The 23,310-nt window shown below is 73.1% G+C and carries 26 protein-coding genes, 1 tRNA gene and 2 riboswitches; of the genes, 18 read left to right on the top strand and 9 right to left on the bottom strand.

Going from position 1 to position 23,310, the window contains the following annotated elements:
* The first annotated feature begins 198 nt into the window (after positions 1–198).
* The 5 genes from cmk to ACFQGU_RS11885 all read left to right on the top strand — a co-directional run bounded on the left by cmk (position 199) and on the right by ACFQGU_RS11885 (position 4,235).
* Positions 199–915, top strand: a complete 717-nt coding sequence (gene cmk, locus ACFQGU_RS11905; RefSeq protein ID WP_386766915.1) for a (d)CMP kinase — start codon at positions 199–201, stop codon at positions 913–915.
* Positions 912–1,619, top strand: a complete 708-nt coding sequence (locus tag ACFQGU_RS11900; protein WP_386766913.1) for a lysophospholipid acyltransferase family protein — start codon at positions 912–914, stop codon at positions 1,617–1,619. The genes cmk and ACFQGU_RS11900 overlap by 4 nt, the downstream gene beginning before the upstream one ends.
* Before the next feature lie 77 nt (positions 1,620–1,696).
* The gene (der, locus tag ACFQGU_RS11895; RefSeq protein ID WP_386768265.1) at positions 1,697–3,154 is read left to right on the top strand and encodes a ribosome biogenesis GTPase Der; all 1,458 of its coding nucleotides are present in this window, start codon (positions 1,697–1,699) and stop codon (positions 3,152–3,154) included.
* An 87-nt stretch (positions 3,155–3,241) separates the two neighbouring features.
* A tRNA-Pro gene (locus tag ACFQGU_RS11890) sits at positions 3,242–3,315 on the top strand.
* A gap of 320 nt (positions 3,316–3,635) precedes the next feature.
* Complete coding sequence (locus tag ACFQGU_RS11885) at positions 3,636–4,235, top strand: HD domain-containing protein (protein ID WP_386766911.1); 600 nt, start codon at positions 3,636–3,638, stop codon at positions 4,233–4,235.
* A gap of 9 nt (positions 4,236–4,244) precedes the next feature.
* On the opposite strand, the gene ACFQGU_RS11880 is transcribed toward ACFQGU_RS11885, so the two are convergent.
* Complete coding sequence (locus tag ACFQGU_RS11880) at positions 4,245–4,973, bottom strand: potassium channel family protein (RefSeq protein ID WP_386766909.1); 729 nt, start codon at positions 4,971–4,973, stop codon at positions 4,245–4,247.
* A 58-nt stretch (positions 4,974–5,031) separates the two neighbouring features.
* Between ACFQGU_RS11880 and ACFQGU_RS11875 the strand changes: the two genes are divergently transcribed.
* Positions 5,032–5,883, top strand: a complete 852-nt coding sequence (locus ACFQGU_RS11875; protein WP_386766907.1) for a hypothetical protein — start codon at positions 5,032–5,034, stop codon at positions 5,881–5,883.
* Between the two features lie 4 nt (positions 5,884–5,887).
* Here ACFQGU_RS11875 and ACFQGU_RS11870 read toward each other — a convergent pair whose 3' ends face one another.
* The 6 genes from ACFQGU_RS11870 to ACFQGU_RS11845 all read right to left on the bottom strand — a co-directional run bounded on the left by ACFQGU_RS11870 (position 5,888) and on the right by ACFQGU_RS11845 (position 11,736).
* Positions 5,888–7,531, bottom strand: a complete 1,644-nt coding sequence (locus tag ACFQGU_RS11870; protein WP_386766905.1) for an urease accessory protein UreH domain-containing protein — start codon at positions 7,529–7,531, stop codon at positions 5,888–5,890.
* The gene (locus ACFQGU_RS11865) at positions 7,528–8,766 is read right to left on the bottom strand and encodes a tetratricopeptide repeat protein (protein ID WP_386766903.1); all 1,239 of its coding nucleotides are present in this window, start codon (positions 8,764–8,766) and stop codon (positions 7,528–7,530) included. The genes ACFQGU_RS11870 and ACFQGU_RS11865 overlap by 4 nt, the downstream gene beginning before the upstream one ends.
* 72 nt (positions 8,767–8,838) lie before the next feature.
* Positions 8,839–10,149 carry a DUF4331 domain-containing protein gene (locus ACFQGU_RS11860; RefSeq protein WP_386766901.1) on the bottom strand — a complete coding sequence of 437 codons (1,311 nt, stop codon included), beginning with the start codon at positions 10,147–10,149 and terminating at the stop codon, positions 8,839–8,841.
* A gap of 111 nt (positions 10,150–10,260) precedes the next feature.
* Complete coding sequence (locus ACFQGU_RS11855; protein WP_386766899.1) at positions 10,261–10,848, bottom strand: hypothetical protein; 588 nt, start codon at positions 10,846–10,848, stop codon at positions 10,261–10,263.
* Entirely contained in the window at positions 10,845–11,351 is a 507-nt protein-coding gene (locus tag ACFQGU_RS11850; protein ID WP_386766898.1) for a SigE family RNA polymerase sigma factor, read from the bottom strand. Before ACFQGU_RS11850 ends, ACFQGU_RS11855 begins: the two co-directional genes overlap by 4 nt.
* Positions 11,352–11,448: 97 nt before the next feature.
* Positions 11,449–11,736, bottom strand: a complete 288-nt coding sequence (locus ACFQGU_RS11845) for a hypothetical protein (protein ID WP_386766896.1) — start codon at positions 11,734–11,736, stop codon at positions 11,449–11,451.
* Positions 11,737–11,825: 89 nt separating this feature from the next.
* On the opposite strand from ACFQGU_RS11845, the gene ACFQGU_RS11840 reads away from it, so the two are divergent.
* From ACFQGU_RS11840 to gcvP, 11 genes are all read left to right on the top strand, one after another.
* Positions 11,826–12,542 carry a hypothetical protein gene (locus ACFQGU_RS11840; RefSeq protein ID WP_386766894.1) on the top strand — a complete coding sequence of 239 codons (717 nt, stop codon included), beginning with the start codon at positions 11,826–11,828 and terminating at the stop codon, positions 12,540–12,542.
* Between the two features lie 9 nt (positions 12,543–12,551).
* Entirely contained in the window at positions 12,552–13,145 is a 594-nt protein-coding gene (locus ACFQGU_RS11835; protein ID WP_386766892.1) for a CDP-alcohol phosphatidyltransferase family protein, read from the top strand.
* Complete coding sequence (locus tag ACFQGU_RS11830) at positions 13,145–14,047, top strand: DUF881 domain-containing protein (RefSeq protein WP_386766890.1); 903 nt, start codon at positions 13,145–13,147, stop codon at positions 14,045–14,047. The genes ACFQGU_RS11835 and ACFQGU_RS11830 overlap by 1 nt, the downstream gene beginning before the upstream one ends.
* Entirely contained in the window at positions 14,044–14,376 is a 333-nt protein-coding gene (locus tag ACFQGU_RS11825) for a small basic family protein (protein ID WP_386766888.1), read from the top strand. Before ACFQGU_RS11830 ends, ACFQGU_RS11825 begins: the two co-directional genes overlap by 4 nt.
* Before the next feature lie 6 nt (positions 14,377–14,382).
* Complete coding sequence (locus tag ACFQGU_RS11820) at positions 14,383–15,156, top strand: DUF881 domain-containing protein (protein WP_386766886.1); 774 nt, start codon at positions 14,383–14,385, stop codon at positions 15,154–15,156.
* Between the two features lie 22 nt (positions 15,157–15,178).
* Positions 15,179–15,568 carry a glycine cleavage system protein GcvH gene (gene gcvH, locus ACFQGU_RS11815; protein WP_386766884.1) on the top strand — a complete coding sequence of 130 codons (390 nt, stop codon included), beginning with the start codon at positions 15,179–15,181 and terminating at the stop codon, positions 15,566–15,568.
* A 161-nt stretch (positions 15,569–15,729) separates the two neighbouring features.
* Positions 15,730–16,236 carry an FHA domain-containing protein gene (locus ACFQGU_RS11810; RefSeq protein ID WP_386766882.1) on the top strand — a complete coding sequence of 169 codons (507 nt, stop codon included), beginning with the start codon at positions 15,730–15,732 and terminating at the stop codon, positions 16,234–16,236.
* Positions 16,233–16,970 (top strand): transcriptional regulator FtsR, encoded by a 738-nt coding sequence (gene ftsR, locus ACFQGU_RS11805; RefSeq protein WP_386766880.1) that lies wholly within the window; start codon positions 16,233–16,235, stop codon positions 16,968–16,970. Before ACFQGU_RS11810 ends, ftsR begins: the two co-directional genes overlap by 4 nt.
* Before the next feature lie 64 nt (positions 16,971–17,034).
* Positions 17,035–17,523 (top strand): bifunctional nuclease family protein, encoded by a 489-nt coding sequence (locus ACFQGU_RS11800; protein WP_386766879.1) that lies wholly within the window; start codon positions 17,035–17,037, stop codon positions 17,521–17,523.
* 209 nt (positions 17,524–17,732) lie between these two features.
* Positions 17,733–18,329, top strand: coding sequence for a MerR family transcriptional regulator (locus ACFQGU_RS11795; protein WP_386768263.1), 597 nt, complete (start codon positions 17,733–17,735; stop codon positions 18,327–18,329).
* Between the two features lie 103 nt (positions 18,330–18,432).
* Positions 18,433–18,528: riboswitch (glycine riboswitch) on the top strand.
* Positions 18,529–18,531: 3 nt separating this feature from the next.
* Positions 18,532–18,626: riboswitch (glycine riboswitch) on the top strand.
* Between the two features lie 75 nt (positions 18,627–18,701).
* Complete coding sequence (gcvP, locus tag ACFQGU_RS11790; protein ID WP_386766877.1) at positions 18,702–21,629, top strand: aminomethyl-transferring glycine dehydrogenase; 2,928 nt, start codon at positions 18,702–18,704, stop codon at positions 21,627–21,629.
* Between the two features lie 52 nt (positions 21,630–21,681).
* On the opposite strand, the gene ACFQGU_RS11785 is transcribed toward gcvP, so the two are convergent.
* On the bottom strand, positions 21,682–22,143 hold the full coding sequence (locus ACFQGU_RS11785) for a hypothetical protein (RefSeq protein ID WP_386766876.1): 462 nt from the start codon (positions 22,141–22,143) through the stop codon (positions 21,682–21,684).
* Positions 22,144–22,250: 107 nt separating this feature from the next.
* Entirely contained in the window at positions 22,251–22,796 is a 546-nt protein-coding gene (locus ACFQGU_RS11780; RefSeq protein WP_386766875.1) for a phosphatase domain-containing protein, read from the bottom strand.
* Positions 22,797–22,828: 32 nt separating this feature from the next.
* On the opposite strand from ACFQGU_RS11780, the gene ACFQGU_RS11775 reads away from it, so the two are divergent.
* Positions 22,829–23,305 carry a DUF4442 domain-containing protein gene (locus ACFQGU_RS11775; protein ID WP_386766873.1) on the top strand — a complete coding sequence of 159 codons (477 nt, stop codon included), beginning with the start codon at positions 22,829–22,831 and terminating at the stop codon, positions 23,303–23,305.
* Positions 23,306–23,310: the final 5 nt, after the last annotated feature.

The following is a 23,310-nucleotide window of genomic DNA, read 5'->3' as shown; positions in this document are numbered from 1 at the left end:
TGTCGACATGCGGCACGGGTCGTGGACGAGCGCGCCGATCGGCTGCATTGTCGACACGGCGACACATCGCCGCATCGACGGGAGAGGGCGCAGGTCACGTCGACCGAGCCGCCGACGTGGCCGGGGTGCGCCTCTGCGGGCCGTAGGCTCGACCTGCTGCTCGTCGGCCCGCCGAGCACCCCGGACGAAGGACCCTGCATGGACCCCCGCACGCCCAGCACCGCGACGGCGGTCATCGCGGTCGACGGCCCGTCGGGCTCGGGCAAGTCCAGCGTGTCGCGCGGGGTCGCCCGCGAGCTCGGCCTGCGCTATCTCGACACCGGCGCCATGTACCGCGCGATCACCTGGGCCGTGCTGCGCGACGGCGTGCCGGCCTCGGACCCCGCTGCGGTCGCCTCGGCCGCCTGCTCCGCCTCGCTCGAGTGGTCGACCGACCCGGACGAGTCCTGGATCCGGGTCGACGGCGTCGACGTCTCCCGGGCCATCCGTGAGCAGTCGGTCACCTCGGCAGTGTCGGCGGTGGCAGCGGTCCCCGAGGTACGTGCGCTGCTGGTGGACCTCCAGCGCGGTGCCGTGCGCAGCGCGCTCGCCGTCGAGCAGGGCATCGTGGTCGAGGGCCGTGACATCGGCGCGGTCGTGCTCCCCGACGCCGACCTCAAGGTGTGGCTCGTCGCAGACCCCGGCGTCCGAGCCGCCCGACGCGCGGCCGAGGACGCAGCTGCGGGCCGCGCGCACGTGACGTCGTCCGAATCGATCGCCGCCGACCTGGCGCGCCGCGACGCGGCCGACGCCAGCCGCGCGGCATCGCCGACCACCCAGGCGGAGGACGCGGTCGTGGTGGATGCGACCCACCTCGGGCTCGCCGAGGTCGTCGCCGCCGTGGTGGGCCTCGCCCGCGAGCGGATGGGCGCATGACCACCGACCGGGCTCCGGTGGGGCTCCCGACCTCGGGTGCGGCGACCGGGCGCAACCTGGCCGCGCTCGTCACCCGGATGTGGAAGCTGCGCGTCGCCGGTGCGCACCACGTCCCGGTCGACGGTCCCGTGATCCTCGCCGCCAACCACACGGCGTTCCTCGACGGACTGCTGCTGGCAGCGGCGAGTCCGCGCCCGGTGCACGTCCTGGTCAAGAGCGAGATCTTCGTGCCACCGATCGACCGCCTCATGCGCGCCACGAGCCAGATCCGCATCGAGTACGACGGACCCGACCGGTCGGCGCTGCTCGAGGCGGTCGCCGTCCTCGCGGACGCCGGCGTCGTCGGGGTCTTCCCCGAGGTGCACCGCGGTGCGGGTGACGCACGGCACCTCAAGCACGGCGCGGCCTACCTCGCGGCCCGCACCGGGGCGCTCGTCGTCCCGGTCGCGATCCTCGGGGCACGGCCCGCCGGAACCGGGAAGGATGCGCTGCCCCGGCTGCGTTCACCTCTCGACGTCGTCTTCGGGGAGCCCGTCGACATCCGCGTCGAGGGGGACGCCCGCCGCCGGGCGGTCCTCGCCCGATCCGGGGAGCGCCTCAGGCAGACGCTCTCCGACCACGTCCAGAACGCCGTTCGCCGTACGGGGCAGGACCTCCCCGGACCCCTGCCCGACACCGCCTCAGACCACCGGAGCACCGCGTGACCCCCGACGACCAGCCCGGACCCCTCGACGAGGGCGTCGGCTACGACGCCGACGATGCTGCCTGGGACTCCGACGAGGTGATCGTCGTCGACGACCTCGACGGCGTCGACGTGCCTGACCTCGGCGACCTCGGCGACGACGAGCAGATCAGCGCCGAGACGCTCGCGGCGCTCGGCTTCGACCTCGACGACGACGGATTCTTCGACGACGAGGACGACGAGCTCCTGCCCGTGGTCGCGGTCGTCGGCCGGCCGAACGTCGGGAAGTCGACCCTGGTCAACCGGATCATCGGTCGGCGCGAGGCCGTGGTGGAGGACGTCCCCGGCGTCACGCGCGACCGCGTGACCTACAAGGCGGAGTGGTCGGGCCACCGGTTCCTCCTCGTCGACACCGGCGGCTGGGAGCGCGAGGCCAAGGGCATGGCCGCGCAGGTAGCCGCGCAGGCGGAGCGCGCCATGAACGAGGCGGACGCCGTCATGTTCGTGCTCGACGCGACGGTCGGCGCGACCGATGCGGACGAGGACGTCGTGAAGGTGCTGCGCGGAACCAAGAAGCCCGTGCTGCTCATCGCGAACAAGGTCGACGACAGCCGCGGCGAGGCCGACGCGGCCATGCTCTGGTCGCTCGGGCTGGGCGAGCCGCAGGCTGTCTCCTCGCTGCAGGGCCGCGGCATGGGAGACATGCTCGACAACCTCATCGCGATCCTGCCCGATGAGGGCTCACGCGTCGCCGAGCCGCGAGGACCGCGCCGCATCGCGCTGCTCGGCAAGCCCAACGTGGGCAAGTCGAGCCTGCTCAACCAGCTCGCGGGCGAGCAGCGGGTCGTGGTCGACTCCGTCGCCGGCACCACGGTCGACCCCGTCGACGAGCTCGTCGAGATCGCCGGCACCACATGGCGTTTCGTCGACACCGCCGGCATCCGCAAGCGGGTGCACGAGGCGAGCGGTCACGAGTACTACGCGTCGCTGCGTACGAAGGCGGCGCTCGACAAGGCCGAGGTGGCCGTCGTCCTCCTCGAGGCGGACCAGCCCATGGCGGAGCAGGACACCCGCATCCTCTCGATGGTGGTCGAGAGCGGACGCGCACTGGTGCTCGCGTTCAACAAGTGGGACCTGATGGACGACGAGCGCCGGAAGTACCTCGAGCGCGAGATCGAGCGCGACCTGCACCAGGTCTCGTGGGCGCCGCGCGTCAACATCAGCGCCCGGACCGGACGCCACACCGACAAGCTCGTACCCGCTCTGCACAAGGCCCTCGAGGGCTGGGAGACGCGCGTGCCGACCTCGCGGCTCAACGCGTTCCTCGCGACCCTCGTGCAGTCGCACCCGCACCCGGTGCGCGGGGGCAAGCAGCCGCGCATCCTCTTCGGCACCCAGGCGACCACCAAGCCGCCCACGTTCGTGCTCTTCACGACGGGCTTCCTCGAGGCCGGCTACCGCCGCTTCATCGAGCGACGCCTGCGCGAGGAGTTCGGTTTCGACGGGACCCCGGTGCGCGTCAACCTGCGCGTCCGCGAGAAGCGTCGCCGGAGCTGACGGCACGCACGTGGCCGGTTTCATCGGCACGCACCACGTGGGGTAACCTTCGTGGGCCGATCGCGGGTGATCCTCGCGGTCGGAGTTCGGGCTGTAGCGCAGCTTGGTAGCGCACTTGACTGGGGGTCAAGGGGTCGCAGGTTCAAATCCTGTCAGCCCGACAGACGATGAAGGCCGGCCGCTTGCGGCCGGCCTTCATCGTCTGTCGGGCTCCCTCTGATTTGGGAGGAGTTCTTCGCGCGCGGCTCGACCGCCGCGCCGAAGGCGCCCGCTGTCGCACCTGGCGCTCCGCTGCGACGGATCCTGTCAGCCCTGGGGATCGGCACGGAGCTCGCACGCGCTGACCGACGTCGGGCTCCGCCGCGTCTCGGGCTGAGCACGTGGCGCCACGATCGTCCGCCGATGCGCACCTGGCGCGAACCCTTCCGTCCATGTCCGCATGCGGGTGGGAGGGCGCCGCACGGGCTGCGAGCATCGAGGCATGCGCCTCGACGACCTCGCCCGCCCCGCCACAGACGCCGCCGACCGTGCCCTCTGGGTGGTCACGACCTTCGCATCGCCCGCGCTCGCGAATCACAGTGTTCGCTCGTTCCTCTGGGCGGCGGCGTACGGCGACGTGCACGGCATCGCCTACGACGCCGAGCTGCTCTACGTCTCGGCGATGCTGCACGACATCGGGCTCGTGGCCTCGTTCGACAGCCATGCGGTCCCGTTCGAGCGTGCGGGGGGCGACGTGGCCCGCGTCTTCGCGGCCGGAGCCGGGTGGGCGCCCGAGCGCGGCGTACGCGCCGCCGAGATCATCGAGCGGCACATGTGGGACTCGGTCGATCCCGAGGCGGACCCCGAGGGCCACCTCCTCGAGATCGCCACCGGCCTCGATATCAGCGGCCGCAACACGTCCTGGTGGCCGGACGAGCTGCGCACCGAGGTGGTCGCGCGCTACCCGCGGCTCGGTATCGGGCCTGAGTTCTCGGCGTGCTTCGCGGCTGAGGCGGCGCGCAAGCCGGACAGCGCGGCCGCGGCCCTGATGCGTAGCGGGATCGCGGACCGCATCGCAGCCAACGCCCTCGACACGCTCTGACCTCCGCCGTCAGCTCGCGGATGAGGCGCGGTCCACTGCCGCCCGGAGGTCGGCCACCTCGGTGCGCAGAGCGCGGAGCTCGACCAGCACCTCGTTCTCGACCTCACGGGTGCGGCCGACGAACCAGGCGGCGACCGACGCCGTGAGCACGCCCAACAGGCTTATCCCGACGAGCATCAGAGCGAAAGCCACGAGCCGTCCGACGACCGTGACGGGGTAGGTGTCGCCGTACCCGACCGTCGTGACCGTCACCGCTGCCCACCAGAGGGCGTCGCCGAAGGACGTGATGTGCGACGACGCGGCCGACCGCTCGGCGTCGAGCACAGCCACGGCGCCGACCAGCATGAGGTAGGCGACACCCACGAGCGCGGCGGCGAGCGCGCGCCCGACCGCGGCACGAGTCCCCGAGGTGTACGCGTCGGCGGTCAGGCCGCGCAGCTCGCGCAGCGGCCGCAGCGCCGGCAGCAGGACGAGGACGACGTCGATCGGGTGCCGAAGGAGCCAGCGGCCCGGGCGGCCGGACAGCACCGCGCGGACGCCCAGGTCGACGAGGAACAGCGCCCACAGGAGCGCACCCAGCAGGTCGAGGAGGTCGGCGTCCATCCGGGGCATGGCGGGCAGGAGCACGGGCAGCGCGTACGCGACCACGAAGGCGATCGCCGCGGCGACCAGCGGCCGGCGGCTGGCCCTTTCGTAGCGCTGGAGCGGGGTTCCGTGCGGTGCAGCGAAGGGGTCCACGGAGGGTCAACGTCCCGGAGGGCCGCCACGATCCCCCCTGGTGGGCCACGATGCGTGCATGGAGCGGATCGCGACCCACTCGGTGCCCCTGCCCGAGGTGTCAGGGCTGACGGCACGGCGTACCGACGGCGGCATCCTGCTGCTCGCCCTGGGCGACGACCGGGTCGCCTTCGCGGTCACGACGGTGGTCGACGGAGTGCCCGGCGAGTTCGAGGTCGTGACTGCGGACGACGTCGGCGCGCGGCCCGGGTACGAGGAGCGGGCGACCCAGCTCGAGGCCCTGGCTCTCGACGGCGCGGGCCGTGTGTGGGTGCTCACCGAGGGGACGTCCATGGTCGGCGGTGTCGATCTCGCACAGCGCCGGATCGTGTCGCGCTTCCGCCTCGACACGAGCACGGTCGTCGACCTGCACGCGAGCTGGTCGAAGGCGGACGCTTCTCGCGGGGAGGGCGTCCTGCTGCTGCGCGACGGTCACCTCCTCGTCGCGAAGGAGAAGAAGCCTGCCGGGCTCGTGGAGTTCGGCCCGAGAGGCCATGTGCCCCAAGGAGTCTCGGCCGGGACTCTGCTCTCCCACGACGAGGGCTGGACACCCCCGGCGGATGACGACGACCTGGTCGCGCTTGCCTGGTGGCCGTGGACCGGCGTCGGCACCGACGCCCTCACCGACCTGAGCGACCTCGCGCCCGACCACGACGGCGGTGTGTGGGTGCTGTCGGACCAGGGTCGGTGCCTCGCACAGCTCGTGCTGCCCCTCGAGCCGGGCGAACCGGTGTCGGTGACCGCTGCGCTTCCCCTGCCGAAGAAGGTCCGCAAGCCCGAGGGCCTGGCCTTCCTCGGTGACGGCCTCATCGCCGTCGCCGACGACCGCAAGGACGCGCGCGACAACCTCACGGTCCTCCGGATCGGCTGACCGATCAGGCCAGGAGGTCGAGGACGCCGCGGAGCGCGAGGAACGCTCCGGCGCAGACGACGGCCGCGCCCGCGAGCCGCGGCAGCAGCGCCAGCCACCGGAGCGGCAACCCGCGCGCGACCGCGAGGCTCGCAGCGCGCCGGCCCAGCACGACGGCCAGCAGCCCGGCACCGACCAGCGTCAGGGCCATGCCGATCCCGAAGGCGAGGACCGCGAGCAGGCCCGCCACGGGCCGCCCCACGGCGAGGGTGCCGAGCAGGACGACGAGCGCGGTGGGGCTCGGGGTGAGACCGCCGACCGCGCCGAGGGCCACGAGCGTGCGGCGCCGGGTGCCCGTGTCGTGCTCCGCGTGGTCACTGTGCGCATGGTCGTGCGCACGATCGTGCGCATGGTCGTGGTCGTGGTCACTGTGCGCATGGTCGTGGTCGTGCGCGGTCACGACCGGCGCCGTGCCGGTGACGGCCAGCACCGCGGTGCGCGAGAGCGCGGCCTCCTGCCGGGGCGCGGGGGAGTGCGGCAGCGGGGCGTCGTGCCCGTGGTGATACCCGTGACCGTGAGCCTCGTGGTCGGGGTCGTGGTCGTGGGTGTGGCCGCCGGGACCGTGCACGTGGGCGCCGCTGCGACCGCGCAGCAGACCGATGCCGACCGCCACGACGATCATGCCTGCCACCACGGCGAGCGCGGGGAAGAGCGCTGCGGGTACGACCGCCCCGAAGGCGGTGAGCGCGACGCCGACGAGCACCACGCTCCCGGTGTGCGCGACCGTGATGCTCGCGCCGAGGGTCCCCGCCGCCCGAGCCAGCTCGCGCCGACGTGCCCCGCGGCCGGCCAGCGCTGCGAGGGCGACGACCGTCTTGCCGTGGCCGGGGGCGAGCGCGTGCAGCGCGCCGAGGACCAGGCCGCCGAGCAGCAGCAGCAGCAGCGCGACCGGGCCCGACCGGGTGGCCAGGCCCTCGACTGCTGCAGTGACTCCGTCGACGCCGCGGGCGACCACGCCGAGGGGGCCAGTCGCTGCAGGAGCCGCGAGGCGCGGACCGCCCGGCTCGACGCTGGCCGTCGCGCTGCGCTCGTCGGGCGAGGTCGTGAGGTCGCCTGGGTACGACGTCAGCCGCCCGCTCACGCTGGCCGACGGGACGTCGGCGGACACCACGGTGGTGCCGTCGCCGGCGACCGTGATCTCGCGCCACCCGAGATCCGTCGGAGGGGCGACGTCCACGGTGACGGCGGTACGTGCGGCCACGCGGAGGTCGGCGCCGAGGTCGCACTCGACGCGGACGGTGGCGAGCCCGGCCTGGCCGGCCGCAGTCGTGGCGGAGGCTGTGCGGACGGTGAGGACGAGGGGCGTGCCGTCGGAGGCCACGCGGATCCGCGAAGCGGCTGCAGCGCAACGGCTTCCGGCCCAGGCGCCGAGCTCGGTGGGCGAGGTGGCCCCATCGACATCCGTGTCGGCCGCCCGCAGCGCCGCGACCGCGGGCACCTCGGCCACGTCCTCGACGTGATCGACGCGGACACCGTCGGGCGCGACGACGACGCCGTCGTACGTGTTGACCGACAGGTTGCCGAGCGGGTGCGCCGACGCCGTGGGCGCAGCGAGCACGACGGCCACGGGGACGAGCAGCGCGGCGACCACGGCGCGACGGGTCCTCATGCCGCACCGCCGGGCAGCGCTGCGCGGATGGCGTCGCGGTGCGCATGCAGCGAGGGGGTGGTCGTCCCGAGGGACAGGGCGCGATCGGCGTACCGCAGCGCCTCGGCGTCGCGGCCGACGGCGTGCAGCGCCACCGCGTAGGCGTCGGCCGCGTAGACGCCCTGCTGCCTCGACCACAGCGACTCCGCCATCCGCAGGGCAGCGGCAGGATCGCCGTACGTCGCCTCCAGCACGATGTCGGACGGCTCGGGCTCCACACCGTTCGCACGGTTAACGGCGAGCTGCGCCTGCGCGAGGGCGATCAGGTCGGCCCTCTCCCGGGCGTCGGCCGCCCCGGTCAGCACGTCGGCCGCCTCGACCGCGAGCGCCGCGGTCGGCCGCCTCTGCACGAGCGCGCGGTAGAGGTCGGCGGCCATGGCGCCGCGCCCCTGGGCCGCCGCGATCCGAGCCCGCAGATGCAGAAGGGACAGGTCGTCCGGCGCTGCCGCGGCCCCAGCGGCGTACGAACGCTCGGCGCGCGCGACGTCGCCGGTCTGCAGCGCGAGCAGGCCCTCCTGGTAGCGGGCGAAGGCGGCCTGCGACGGGGTGGCGGCATCGTCAGCAGCGAGGGCGAGGAGCGAGAGCGCCTCTGCCACATCGCCGCGCAGCTCCTCCTGGTACGCCAGGCGTGTGTACGACGAGAGCCCGGGGTGCGTGCCGTCGAGGCGCTGGGCCGCGGCCAGCGACTCGTCGTACCGGCCGAGCTCGGTGAGCGAGTCGACGAGGATCGCCTGCGCCGTGGCATCGAGCGGATTGACGGCCAGTGCCGCACGAGCGCCCGACTCGGCGGCGGCGAAGTCATGCCTCGCGGCGTCGACGGCGGCGAGACCGGCGAGGGCGGGCGGGTTGTCGTCGGGGTGGATCTGGAGGGACCTGCGGAACGACTGCTCCGCGCGTCCGTACCACTCCGGCGATCCGGTCGAGCGGGCGCGCTCGAGCTGCAGCCCTCCGAGGCTCGACCAGCCGTGCCAGTCCGCGGGCACCGACTGCAGATAGGCCGCGAGGCCCTCGACGGTGGTCGTCGGGCCCGACGGCGCCTGGGCCGTCGGGGTCGGTGCGGACGGTGCAGGCAGCAGCGAGCCGGCGCCGACGAGACCGGCGACGGCGACGGCGCCCACGAGCACGGCGGCGACGCGCCGACGGCCGCGTCGCGCGGGCTCGGGCGGTGCGAGGGGCTGGAGGTCGGTGGTCGTCACGGCGCGTCTCCCGGGGCTGGTACGGAACGGGTGCGGCGCGGGGCCCCGGCGGCTGCCGGGGCCCCGCACTGGTCAGCGGACGGTCGAGCCGCTGTGGGGGAGGGCGACGTACGGGAACGTGCTGGTGAACGCCACGTCGTTGGCATCGACGCCGTCACCGAGGTCGTTCGGCATGCCCACGAGCTCGCCGGCCACGACCTGGAGACCGATGTCGAGGACGTCGTCAGCGAGGCGTCGACCGTTCGGGAAGCCGTTGAGGTCGCCGCCGATGACACCGAGCCTGCTGAAGGTCTGACCGGTGAAGGGCGTGAGGTTGAGGCGCAGCATCTCCGCGGCCTTCACGTTCTTCGGCTGGTTGAGGCCGGGGACGCCGGTCAGGAACACCTGCACGAGGTCGTTGCGCGGCTCCTTGGGCACCGGGAGGCCGTACACGGCGTTGAGCAGCTTGGGCAGCTCGGGCTTCACGACGTAGGGCAGGAACTGCACGTCGCTCGACGGCTTGGACGCGTTGAACCGGTCCTTGTCCTTGAGCGGGATGACGACCTCGTTGACGAGGGGCATGCCGAGGCGCGACACCTGGACGTACGTGCCTGTCGCGGTCGCCTTCTTGGTCGAGGACCAGATGCCGATGATGTTCTTCTTGCCACCGAGCTGGGACACCGGCAGCTGGAGGGCGATCGACTGGACGTTGTAGCCCTTGAGCGAGTCGTTGCCGACCTCGCTCAGGTTGCCGCCGTACAGCAGGTTGAAGACGCGCAGGTCGAGGGCGAACGGGTCATCGGCCTGGCCGGCGAACGTGGTGACGCCGTTGCGCGTGTATGCGGCCTGGGTGCGCAGCGAGGCGTAGTCGGGCATCGACGCGGTGCCGACGTTGGCGGGCGCCGTGTAGAGGCCCTTGGCGACGACGCGGGTGCCGACGCCGCGCTTCCACTCGACGAGGTCGTAGTTCTGGACCACGTTCAGGTCGGCGTCCCCGAGCCGGGTGACCGGGCCCGTGTTGTAGAGGAACGTCCCGGGGTTGCGGACCGTGGTCTTGAATCGCCAGCTGTAGACGAGGTCTGCGTTCGAGTCGCCGTTGAGGTCGATGTTGACGTAGTACTTGGCCTTCGGGTCGAACGAGTAGAAGTTCGGGCCGCCGGCGGGGTCCTCGAACGGGTTGAAGTTGGCGACGATCGTCGCGGTGTCCGGCTTGTCCGGGCTCACGAACGCGTAGACGTCGGTGTTGTCGAGCTTGGGCGTCCCCGAGATCAGGGGGGCCTCGCGGTGGCTCGAGGCGGTGGACGAACCGAGTCCGACTGCTGCACCCACCACGAGCGAGGAGGCGGCGAGAGCGCCGGACAGGGCGAGCAGGCGCCGACGACGGCGCAGGGGGGTTGGGCTCACAGGAGGCTCCGAGGTGAGACTGCCGCGCGTCCCGACGACGTGCGGTCAACCCTCGTTCGGAGCGAAGGGCCGGGCGGATTGGAATCCGCCCGGCCCTTCGTCGCGAGCTCGTCAGGCGGCGGGGTCGATGCTCCCGCCGTCGACCACGGTGCCGGGCTGGCTGGGGTACTGCGCCGCCGCGGTGCAGACCGCGGCCGAGATGGCGTCCAGCGTCGCGGCGTCGAGGGCGGCCGACTCGGCGCTGCATCCCGCTGCGGTCGCGGTGATCGCGAGCTCTGCAGCGCCGGAGCCCGTGGTCAGGGGCAGCGTGATCGCACCGTCGGGAGTGAACGCGGCGTCGACGCCGAGCTCGCCGACGGCCGTTCCTGACGGCAGCTCGCTGTCGACGACACCGACGAGCTCGCCGAGCGGCAGGCTCGTCGGCAGCGAGATCGCACCGGGGTCGATGGCCGGGGCGGACGACGACGGCGTGCCGATCGCGACCGGCGCTCCCGGGCCGTCGTTGCCCAGCAGCCCCATCGAGACCGTGGCGACGACGGTCACGGTCGCCGCGGCACCGAGGGCGCCGACGCCGTACCAGGCACGGCGGCGACGGGTGCGCGCCGCCGCGGCGGAGGCGATCACGGGCGTGCTGAAGTCGCGGGCGGGGGCATCGCTCGCGGCCGAACCCATCAGGGTGCGGATGTCGTTCTCGCTCATGGTGTCTCCTCGGACAGGCCCGCGTGCACGGGCGTTCGCATCAGAATTCGCAGGCTGTCGAGCCCGCGCGATGTCGCGCTCTTGACGGTGCCGGGCGTGATCCCGAGCAGCCGTGCGGTCTCGGTCACGTCGAGATCGTCGAAGAACCGCAGCACCAGCACGGCGCGCTGGCGCGGCGGCAGCTGCGCGAGGGCGCCGACGACGTCGTACGGCGTCTCGTCCTCCCGCAGCGCGGTCACCTCGGGCAGGACGTCGCTGGACACCTCGCGCCGCCACGGCCGCCGGGCGCGGTCGATCGTGGCTGTCGCGACGACCCGTCGTGCGTACGACGTCGCGGCCTCCGGCCTGATCCGGTGCCAACGCTCGTACACCCGCACGAGCGCGTCCTGCACCACGTCGTCAGCCGCGTGCCAGTCGCCGCACATCAGGTACGCCGTGCCGCGCAACGACGCGGCCGTGCGCTCCACCCACGCGGTGAACTCCGCGTCGTGGTCCGTCGTCATCCCTGCCTCCGGTGAGATCCGCCTTCGCAGCAGAGACGGTGCGGAGGGCGCCCGAGGTTGCCTCGACGCCGGACCTTCCCCCCGCCGGCGTCCCGGCTCACACGTCGCGCGTGGTGGTCACGGTGATGCGGCGGCCGGTGACACGTTCGATCGAATCGCTCATCGCCTCGAGGAACGAGGGCTTGGAGCCGCGCTCGTACCCGTGGACGCCGGCCATCTTCGTGGCATCGACGAAGTCGAGCACCAGCACGTCGTCCTCCAGCGAGGCGAGCCGGCCGTCGAACAGCGCCAGCCAGGCTGTGCGGTGGTTCGCCTCTAGGTCGTAGAGCACGTCGATCCATTGCAGCTTGAGCGCCGCGAGGGTCAGCGGCTCCTGGTCGGTCACGTGCCGATCATGCCGCGTCCCCGGTGCGCGCGGGCGGTCCGCGTCGTGGCGCGGGGTCGTCGTCGCCCCGTCGGGGATACCGTGACGACGTGGCACGTGCAGGGTTCGTCGTGTCGGGGGTCGCGGCCGCCGTCGTGGGTGGCGCACTGCTCGCAGGCGGGATCGTCGTCGGGATGGCGTTCGGCCCGGACGGCACCGTGTCCACCACGCCCACCCGCGCCAGCGCGACGGGTGTGGCCCTCCTCGTGGACGGCCTCCAGATCGACGCGGTGGGGCTCCCGGTGCCCGAGGGGGTAGGGGTGCTCACCCTCTCCGCCCGGTCCGCCGACGGCTCACCTGTCTTCCTCGGTGCCGCGGCCGGCACCGATCTCGACATCTACCTGGCCGGTGCCCCGTACGACGTGGTTGCGGAGCTGACCAGCGGGGGAGCGACCACGACCCGCCAGGTTCCGGGGACCCAGCAGCCGCCACCGCCGTCCTCCCAGCAGTTCTGGCTGCGACAGGACGAGGGCGCGCCAGCGGTGCTCACGGCGCGCATCCCTGAGGGCGCGACGGTCGTGCTCATGCGCGCCGACGCGACACCGGGGGTGGACGTGGACCTCAATGTGACGCTCGAGGTCGACCGCGCCTGGCCTGCGGCGCTCGTCCTCGGCGGTGCCGGCATCGTGCTGCTCTGCCTTGCAGTGGGCCTGATGCTCGCGGCCCGCCGCAGCCGGGCACCCGGTCCCGTCGGTGCGCACGCGGCCCCGGCGGGCGACACGGTGCTGCCGGGCGCGGCGGCTCCGGGCGACCCCTCGGGCGGTTAGGGTCGCGGCATGGACGTGCAGGAGACGGAGGTCCAGACCGACCGGATCCTCACCGTGCCCAACGCCTTGTCGTTCCTACGGCTCCTCGGTGTCCCGCTGTTCCTCTGGCTGATCCTGGTGCCGCAGGCCGACGGGTGGGCGCTGGTCGTCCTCCTGGTCGCCGGCTTCACCGACTGGCTCGACGGCAAGATCGCCCGCGCCACCCACTCGATCAGCCGCCTCGGCCAGCTGCTCGACCCGCTCGCCGACCGTCTGTACATCGCCGCGACGCTCATCGGGCTCGCCATCCGCGGCATCGTGCCGTGGTGGCTCGTGATCCTGCTGCTGTCGCGCGACCTGGTCGTCGGGCTGTACCTCGCGGCGTTGAAGCGCCGGGGCATCACCGGTCTGCCCGTGCACTTCCTGGGCAAGGCGGCCACGTTCAACCTGCTCTACGCCTTCCCGCTGCTCCTGCTCGGGGACGGAGCGGACGCCGCCGGCATCGACTTCCACGACGTCGCCCGCGTCGCCGGTTGGGCGTTCGCGATCTGGGGCACCGTCCTCTACTGGTGGGCGGGCCTGCTCTACATCGAGCAGGCGCGGCGCATCCTGCGGCATCGCTGATGCCGGCACCGCGCGACCCCGCAGCCTCGATGGCGCTCCTGACCGAGCTGGTCAGGGACGACGCCGCGGAGGAGTACGCCGAGGCCGCGCGTCGGCACCGCGGCGCCCGACCGGCCAGGACCACGCGGGTGGCGTTCGTCCTCACCTGCGCAGCGGTCGCGGGCGTCCTCGCCCTCGCGGTCGTCCAGCGTCAGGCCGTTGCCCCCGAGGCGGAGAAGGCGCGTCAGGTCCTCGTGGACCGAGTCGCCCGCACCCAGGAGGAGATCGCAGCCCTCGAGGCGGACATCGCAAGGACGCGTGCTGATCTCGCGGCGGCCCAGGAGGTGCTCCTCGCGCAGTCCGACGAGGGCGCGGCCCTGGCCGAGCGGATCGGCTCGCTGGAGGCAGCGACGGGGTACACCGCCGTCCAGGGCCCCGGGCTCGTCGTCGTCCTCGACTCCGCGGACGGCACGGATCCTGCCGCCACCGACGACCCAGGTCGCGTCCTCGACACGGACGTGCAGAACGCCGTGAACGCGCTGTGGGCCTCGGGCGCCGAGGCGATCGCCGTCAACGGGGTGAGGCTCACCTCGACCACCGCCATCCGCTCGGCCGGCGCGGCGATCCTGGTCGACTTCCGCCCGCTGCTGCCGCCGTACCGGGTCGAGGCGATCGGGGACGGCGCCGCGCTCGCCGTCGCGTTCCCGCGGACCACGTCGGGGAACGAGCTCGACGACGTCGTGCAGCAGTTCGGGGTCAAGCTCTCGTTCGAGCAGGCGACGTCCCTGACCCTGCCCGCCTCGACGGCGCTGCTCCCGGTGCGTGCGCGGGTGCCGAGCCTCGGCGCGGATACCGTGGCAGGGTCGTCGGCGAGCGCCGGGGCCGACCCGGACGCCGGCACGAGCAAGGAGGCAGGATCGTGATCGCCGCAGTCGGTCTGCTCGTCGGCATCATCCTCGGCGTGATCCTCCAGCCGGACGTGCCGCTCTGGATGCAGCCGTACCTGCCCATCGCCGTCGTCGCGGCGCTCGACGCCGTCTTCGGCGCCGCGCGCGCCCTCCTCGACGGCGTGTTCGACGACCGGGTGTTCGTGATCTCGTTCCTGTCGAACGTCGTGGTGGCGGCGCTCCTGGTCTTCCTCGGCGACCAGCTCGGCGTCGGTGCGCAGATCTCGACGGGAGTCGTGGTCGTCCTGGCGATGCGCATCTTCGCCAACGTTGCCGCCATCCGCCGCCGTCTGCTGAAGGCCTGACACCGGATGAGCGACGAGAGCACCCCGCCCGCGACCGACGCCGAAGGCCGGGAGGAGCAGACCGCCCGCGCACGGCTGCGCACCGCGCTGGCCCCGCGTGCGACGGTGCAGCAGCTCGTCATCGGCCTCCTGTTCGTCGGTCTCGGCTTCGCCGGCGTCGCGGCCACCCAGGCCTCCGCCCAGACCGGTCTGCTGGCCACGGCTCGCGAGGACGAGGTCGTCCGCGTGCTCGACGACCTCACCGAGCGGCAGATCCGGCTGCAGGCCGAGCAGCGAGCCCTCGAGGCCGCCCGCGACCGGCTGCTGTCGGGCAGCGAGGAGCAGCGCCTCGCTGCCTCGCGGGCGCGGGCGGACGCCCTCGCGATCCTGGCGGGCACGGTGCCCGCGGTCGGCACGGGCATCCGGGTGACGTTGCAGGACGGCGGGGGGGCGATCACCTCGGCGGTCCTGCTCGACGCCGTGCAGGAGCTGCGCGACGCGGGCGCCGAGGCGATCCAGATCGGCGACGTCCGCGTGGTGGCCTCGACCTGGTTCGAGGACGACCCGTCCGGGGTGTCCGTGTCCGGCACGGTGCTGACCTCGCCGTACCGGCTGCAGGTGATCGGTGACGCCGCGACCCTCGCCACGGCGCTCGAGATCCCGGGTGGTGTGGCCGACACCGTGCGCACCGCCGGCGGCAGCATCGACGTGGTCCAGGAGACCGAGGTCGTGGTCCGCGCGTTGCAGCCCGTCTCGACCCCGCAATACGCTCGCCCCGCACCGAGCCCCAGCGGCTCGTGACCTCACCGAAGGAGCCCCCCGCATGGCCGGCCAGACCCCCGAGAACCTGCGCTACACCCGCGAGCACGAGTGGGTCGACCTGACCGCGGACGGCACCGTGCGCTTCGGCATCACCGACCACGCGCAGGACGCGCTCGGCGACATCGTCTTCGTCACGTTGCCCACCGTCGGCGCCGACGTCAGCGCGGGGGAGCCGTGCGGCGAGGTCGAGTCGACCAAGAGCGTCTCGGACATCTACGCACCGGTCTCGGGCACCGTCGTGGCATGCAACGACGCCGTCGAGACCAGCCCCGAGACCATCAACTCCGACCCCTACGGCGCCGGATGGCTCGCCGAGGTCCGGGTCGCCGAGGGGACCTCGCTCGACGACCTGCTCGACGCCGCCGGGTACGTCGCCCTCACCGGCTCCTGACCGGAGCCGTCCGCTCAGCACCGTCCAGGCCGAACCCTTGACCTGAGGTCGAGGGTTCGGCCTGTTGACCCTGCTGCACGCGGGTCCGTAGTCTCGCTCCCGACCCTCGACGCGATGTCGAGGGCTTCTCGTTCGGCAGTGCGGTCGAGTGGAGGCGGGCTATGAGCCGGCAGTGCCCCAGGTGCGGTCACCTGGCGGAGGACCTCGACCACTTCTGCGCCTCGTGCGGAGCAGAGCTGGCCCCGGGCCCCGAGGCCGCGTTCCAGACCGGAGTCCTCGGCGTCCGCGTCGCCTCCGAGGGCGACAGCGCACCCCTGCCCACCGTCGACCCCACCAGCGTCGGCGGCCTCGGCCGCGGGCACGCGGTCCTCGTCGTCCTGCGCGGCCCCCAGGAGGGCGCCCGCTTCGATCTCGACCCGGCTCTGGGCACCGTGGTGCTCGGCCGTGCGCCCGACTGCGACCTGTTCCTCGACGACGTCACCGTCTCGCGCCGGCACGCCGAGCTGCACGCCGTCGACGGCACGTGGGAGCTCGCCGACTCCGGCTCCCTGAACGGCAGCTACGTCAACCGACGACGCATCGACCGCCAGCTGCTCTCGGGCGGCGACGAGGTGCAGATCGGCAAGTACCGCTTCGTCTTCCTCGAGGCGGCGGGGGAGTCGTCATGAGCGCGGTCCCCAGCGCGGTCTCGCGCGGCCTCATGGGCATCGGCGACGTCCTCGAGGTGCTGCGCCCGGACTTCCCCGACGTCACGATCTCCAAGATCCGCTTCCTCGAGGGCGAGGGGCTCATCGCGCCGCAGCGCACCGCGAGCGGCTACCGCAAGTTCAGCCATGCCGACGTCGAGCGGCTGCGCTACGTCCTCGCCTGCCAGCGCGACCAGTACCTGCCGCTGAAGGTCATCCGCGAGCACCTCGAGGCGATCGACCGCGGCCTCGAGCCGCCGGCGTCGAGCGCCGACGGTCCGCGCGTGCCGCGGGCGCTGGTGTCGACCGACGGCATGCCGAACGCCGACTCGTTCCGGGGCAACGCCGATGTGCGCCTCTCGCGCGGCGAGCTGCTCGAGGCGAGCGGCCTGACCGACTCCCTGCTCGAGCAGCTCGAGGGCTACGGCCTCATCACCAAGCGCGGCCAGCACTACGACGGCGACACCCTCGTGATCGCGAGCACCGTGGCCGAGATGGCGGCGTTCGGCATCGAGCCGCGGCACCTGCGCACGTTCAAGGTGGCGGCCGACCGCGAGGTGGGCCTGGTCGAGCAGGTCGTCACGCCCATGCTGCGCCAGCGCGACCCGGAGAGCCAGCAGCGCGCCGACGACGCCATCCGCGAGCTCGCCGCCCTCTCGGTGCGGCTGCACGCCTCGCTGGTCAAGGCCGGTCTCGCGACCGAGCTCCGCCGCTAGCCTGCCGGCACGCCCACTCGGACGGCCGGGTCGCGTCAGCCCCTGCCGCGGCTAGGCTGGCTCCATGCGCCAGATGGACGTCGTGGGTGTCCGGGTCGAGATGCCGTCGAACCAGCCGATCGTGCTGCTGCGCGAGGTCGAGGGCGAGCGCTACCTGCCCATCTGGATCGGCGCGGTCGAGGCCACTGCCATCGCGTTCGCCCAGCAGGGGGTCGTGCCCGCCCGGCCGCTGACCCACGACCTGCTGCGGGACGTCGTGTCGTCGCTCGGCCACACCCTCTCCGAGGTGCGCATCACCGAGCTCACCGACGGCGTCTTCTTCGCGGTCCTCGCCTTCGAGGGCGGGGTCGAGGTGAGCGCCCGCCCGTCCGACGCGATCGCCCTGGCGCTGCGCACGGGGACGCCGATCTACGGCGCCGAGGCCGTGCTGGAGGCCGCCGGCATCGCCGTGCCGGACGAGCAGGAGGACGAGGTCGAGAAGTTCCGGGCCTTCCTCGACGAGATCTCGCCGGACGACTTCCTCGGCGGCAACGCGGCTCCCGAGCAGGGCTGAACCCGCGCGGGAGCCTGGCAAACCCTCGACCTCCACGTGAGGGTTGCGGTCTGGGACAGGTCCTACCGGCGTGTCGCGGCGTCCTGCGTTGACCCGGCACCCGCGCGGTCCTAGCGTTCGATCCAGAACGTCCCCGGTGTAACTCTCGCGATGTGCTTCCCCCACCCGCGGCACCGAGCGGCGGCTTCAGGAGGTCTCCGGTGAACGGAGTGCACGAGGGCCCCGGGCCCGACGAGCAGCAGCGCGACGAGGCGGCCGTAGCCGCCGGCCGTCAGGGTCTGCTGTTCGGCGACGAGGTCCAGGCGATGCCGGCCGACGTCGGCTTCCGCGGGCCGGTCGCCTGCTCCGCCGCGGGGATCACCTACCGCCAGCTCGACTACTGGGCGCGCACCGGGCTCGTCGAGCCGTCCGTGCGCACTGCCCACGGGTCGGGCAGCCAGCGCCTCTACAGCTTCCGCGACATCCTCGTGCTCAAGGTGATCAAGCGCCTGCTCGACACCGGCGTCTCGCTCGCCAACATCCGCAGCGCCGTCGAGCACCTGCGCGAGTCCGGTGTCGACGACCTCGCCCAGGTCACGCTCATGAGCGACGGCGCATCGGTCTACGAGTGCCGCAGCCAGGACGAGGTCATCGACCTCGTGCAGGGCGGCCAGGGCGTCTTCGGCATCGCCGTGGGCCGGGTCTGGCGCGAGGTCGAGGGCAGCCTCGCCGAGCTCCCCAGCGAGCGTCTCGACGGCACCCCCAACATCCCCGACGTCGCCGGCGACGAGCTCGCCGCTCGCCGCGCGGCCCGCTCCGCCGGCTGACGCGCACCGCAGCCTCCTGACGCCCCCGGCCAGCGGCCGGGGGCGTCGGTGCGCCCGGGGGCGCCGCGAGGCGTCCGCGCCGGTAGTCTCAGGGCTGCGCCGCACCCCCCGGGCGGGAGAGACCTGTCGCAGCCAGCGGCAGGCGCCGAAGGAGCAACTCCCCGTCAACCTCTCAGGCATCACGGACCGCCCAGGCATGGCGCCTCTGGAAAGCGGGACCTCCGGTCCCCGCCGACGGTGCAAGCCGCCTCCGGGCGGTGAAGCTCTCAGGCGCGCGGGCTCGCGCATGGACAGAGGGGGACCCCACCGACGCGCGCCCGCGCGACGGGGTCGCCTGCCGAGCATGCTCGGCCATCACCGCGAGGGCCCGCCGTGACCGACTCCACCGTCACCCCTTCGTCCGTCCGCTCCGCGCTCTCCGACGGCGTGCCGTTCGTCGAGCGCCACGTGGGTCCCGGCTCGGAGGCCGTGGCCCGCATGCTGGCCGCCGTCGGGTACGACTCGCTCGACGCGCTGTCCGCCGCAGCGGTGCCCGAGACGATCGCCTGGACCGAGGGCCTCGACCTCCCGGCAGCCGGGTCTGAGGCCGAGGTCGCCGCCGAGCTGCGCGAGCTCGCGAGCCGAAACACCGTGGTGCGCAGCATGATCGGGCTGGGTTACCACGACACGCATACGCCGGCGGTCATCCGGCGCAACGTGCTCGAGAACCCCGCCTGGTACACCGCGTACACGCCGTACCAGCCCGAGATCAGTCAGGGCCGGCTCGAGGCGCTGCTGGCGTTCCAGACCCTCGTCGGCGACCTGACCGGCCTGCCCGTCGCGGGTGCGAGCCTGCTCGACGAGCCCACGGCAGCGGCCGAGGCGATGTCGCTGGCGCACCGCGTGTCCAAGACCCAGTCGCACCGCTTCGTCGTCGACGCCGACACCCACCCCCAGACCCTGGCCGTGCTCGCCACCCGCGCCGAGCCGCTCGGGATCGACCTCGTGGTGGTCGACGCCGACGGCGCGCTGCCGACCGAGGACTTCTTCGGCGTCCTGCTGTCGTACCCCGGCTCGTCCGGCACGCTGCGCGACATCTCGCCGGTGGTCGCGGCGGCCCAGGCCCGCGGGGCCGTCGTCGCGGTCGCGACCGACCTGCTCGCCCTCACGCTCCTCACGCCGCCCGGCGAGCTCGGCGCGGACGTCGTCGTCGGCTCGGCGCAGCGCCTCGGCGTCCCGCTCGGCTTCGGCGGCCCGCACGCAGGCTTCATGTCGGTGCGCCAGGGCCTCGAGCGCTCGCTGCCTGGCCGCCTCGTCGGCGTCAGCGTCGACGCGGACGGTCGCCAGGCGTACCGCCTCGCGCTGCAGACCCGCGAGCAGCACATCCGCCGCGAGAAGGCGACGTCGAACATCTGCACCGCGCAGGTGCTGCTCGCCGTGACCTCGGCGCTGTACGCCGCGTACCACGGCCCGGAGGGCCTCACCCGCATCGCCGAGCGCACCCACCGGCACGCCGCTGTGCTGGCCGCCGGCCTCGCCGAGCGGGGCGTGGAGGTGCTGACGTCGGCGTACTTCGACACGGTCCGCGTGCGCGTACCCGGCCGTGCCGCCGAGGTGCTGCAGGCCGCCGAGCTTCTCGGCGTCAACCTGCGCCTCATCGACGCCGACACCCTCGCGATCTCGACCGACGAGACCACGACCGTGCGCGACCTCGTGACGGTGTGGGGCGCGTTCCAGGAGGTGCTCGGCGGCGCCGGCCTCGACGAGTCCGACGCCGAGCGGATCGTCGCCTCCGGCGCCCGTGCCCTGCCCGAGGGCCTCGCGCGCACGTCGGAGTTCCTCACGCACCCGACGTTCCACGACCACCGCAGCGAGACCGCGATGCTGCGCTACCTGCGCAAGCTCTCCGACAAGGACATCGCGCTCGATCGCGCGATGATCCCGCTGGGCTCCTGCACGATGAAGCTCAACGCCACCACGGAGATGGAGCCGATCACGCAGCCCGCGTGGGCCGACATGCACCCGTTCGCGCCGCTGCACCAGGCGGCCGGGTACGTCGAGCTCATCCGCACCCTCGAGAAGTACCTCGTCGAGATCACCGGCTACGACACCGTGTCGCTGCAGCCGAACGCCGGCAGCCAGGGCGAGTTCGCCGGCCTGCTCGCGATCCGCGGCTACCACCGCGCCAACGGCGACATGCACCGCGACGTCTGCCTCATCCCGAGCAGCGCCCACGGCACCAACGCCGCCAGCGCCGTCATGGCCGGGATGCGCGTCGTGGTTGTCGCGTGCACCGACGCGGGCGACGTCGACCTCGACGACCTGCGCGCGAAGATCGCCCAGCACGGCGACAATCTCGCGGCACTGATGATCACGTACCCGTCGACGTTCGGCGTGTACGAGCAGACCGTCACCGAGATCTGCGCGATGGTGCACGACGCCGGCGGCCAGGTGTACGTCGACGGCGCCAACCTCAACGCGCTCGTCGGCCTGGCCAAGCCCGGCAAGTTCGGTGCCGACGTGTCGCACCTGAACCTGCACAAGACCTTCTGCATCCCGCACGGCGGCGGCGGCCCGGGGGTCGGCCCGGTCGCGGTTCGCGCGCACCTCGCCCCGTACGTGCCCGGTCACCCGCTGCGCCCCGAGGCCGGTCCCACCGGGCGCGGCCACATCGACGGCGGCACCGGCCCGGTCAGCGGCGCGCCTTGGGGGAGCGCGGGCATCCTGCCGATCCCGTGGGCGTACATCCGCCTCATGGGCGGCGACGGCCTGACCCACGCGACCCAGGTCGCCGTGCTGTCGGCCAACTACGTCGCCGCGCGCCTGCGCGACCGCTATCCCGTGCTCTACACCGGACGCAACGGCCTCGTGGCGCACGAGTGCATCGTCGACCTGCGCGAGATCACCAAGGACACCGGCGTGACGGTCGACGACGTCGCCAAGCGCCTCGTCGACTACGGCTTCCACGCGCCGACCATGTCGTTCCCGGTCGCGGGCACGCTCATGATCGAGCCGACGGAGTCCGAGGACCTCGGCGAGCTCGACCGGTTCTGCGACGCGATGCTCGCCATCCGCACGGAGATCGACGACATCGTCGCCGGCCGCTGGGCGGTCGAGGATTCGCCGCTGCGCGGTGCGCCGCACACGGCCGAGTGCCTGCTCGGCGAGTGGAGCAAGCCCTACTCGCGCGAGGAGGCGGCGTTCCCCGTCGCGTCGCTGCGCGAGACCAAGTACTGGCCGCCGGTGCGCCGCATCGACGGCGCGTACGGCGACCGCCACCTCGTGTGCAGCTGTCCGCCGCCCGAGGCCTTCGAGAGCTGACCCCGGCGGCGGCGGGTCCGGACGTCCGGCCCCCGCCGCCGGTCGGACGCTCCTACACGCCGTCCCACTGGGCCGGATCGAGGCCCATCGCCGTCCACGTGAGCCTGCCCTGGGCCGCCAGGGCGAGCAGCGCGGCGTTGTTCGCGTCGGCCGCCTCCGCCGTGGGCTCGTAGGCCTCCGCATACGCGGTGATGGCATCGCCGAGCGCGGCGAGCTCCTCCGTCGCGGCCGGAGCGCACTCGGGCGCGTTGAGCTCGAGGTCGGCGAGCGCCTCCTGCATCTGCGTGACGTAGCCGTCGATGGAGTTGGTGGTCCCGATGTTGAGCCCCGACTTCGAGGCGTGCGAGTACAGGTTGGTGGCCCGCACCGGGTACTGGTCGCAGTTGAGAACGACGGCCGAGTAAGTCGGCTCGGGCGCCTGCGACGAGGTCGGCGTCCCCGACCCGGACGACCCGCACGCGGCTGCCAGGGCGAGGACGGCGGTGACGGCTACGGCGCGCATCAACGTTCGCATGGGTACTCCCTCGCGCGGAGGTACCCGTGGATGTGGGCTCGATCCTCCGTGCCCGATCGTCACGCTACGCCGATGAGCCGGCGGGTCGCCCGGCGAGCGTCCGCGCCTCAGGTGCGGCCGTCGGTCTCCTGGGCGTCGAACAGGCTCTGCTGCTCGTCGCGGTCGGCGCGCATCCAGGTGGCGTGCTCGACCGGCCAGCCGGCGGCGCGGAGCACCGTGACGACCGCCTCGTCGTCGTCGATCACGGCGACGACCTCGGCGGAGCGCGCGATCCGGGCGACGGCCTGGGGTTTGAACAGCCGCGCCGGCCGGCGGTCGTCGTCCCGGCGCATCACAAGCCGGCCCTCGGGGAGACCGTGCCGCGCGAGCCAGGCCTCGGTCACGCCGCGGTAGGTCTCGTTGCGGCCGGTCAGGTAGACGATCGCGCGGCCCGCCGCGGCCTCGGCACGCGCACGGGCGACCCCCTCCCCGAGCGGGCCGTCCTCGTCCATCGCCGCGAAGAACGCCGGCCAGTCCTTCGGCTTTCGCTCCACGTGGCGCAGCCGGTGCCGCACGTCGGCGAGCACCCCGTCGACGTCGAACACCACGGCGGCGGGAAGGGTCGGCTGCCCTTGCCTCTCGGCGGGCTCGCGATCCGGGTGCTGCGTCGGCATGCAGGGGACGCTAACGCGTATCGTCCGGAGGCATGGCCCTCGACCTCGACACCGTCCGTTCCACCATGCCCACCACCGTCCCCTTCGTGGGCACCTTGGGGATCGAGTACCTCGAGCTCTCCAGGGACCACGCGGTCTGCCGGCTCCCGGACGATGTGCGCTTCCACAACCACATCGGCGGCTCGCACGCCGGTGCGATGTTCACCCTGGCCGAGACCGCATCGGGTGCGCTCGTGCTCTCGAACTACGGCGAGATGCTGGGGGAGGTCACACCGCTCGCGGTCGAGGCCACCATCCGCTACCTCAAGGTCGCTCGCGGCCCGGTGACCGCCACCGCGCACATGGCGTCCGAGGTGGACTCGGTGATCGCCACGCTGAAGGCGGGCGGGCGGCCGGAGTTCCACGTGGAGGTCGAGCTCACGACCGGCGAGGGCGACGACCTCCTCGTGACCGGTGCGGTGACCGTGCTCTGGACCCTCAAGCCGAACAGGCGGCCCGAGACGGCCTGAGCCGC

This window comes from Longivirga aurantiaca (assembly GCF_042660085.1).
GTDB lineage: Bacteria > Actinomycetota > Actinomycetes > S36-B12 > CAIYMF01 > Longivirga > Longivirga aurantiaca.
This window is presented reverse-complemented; position numbering and strand designations above follow the sequence as displayed.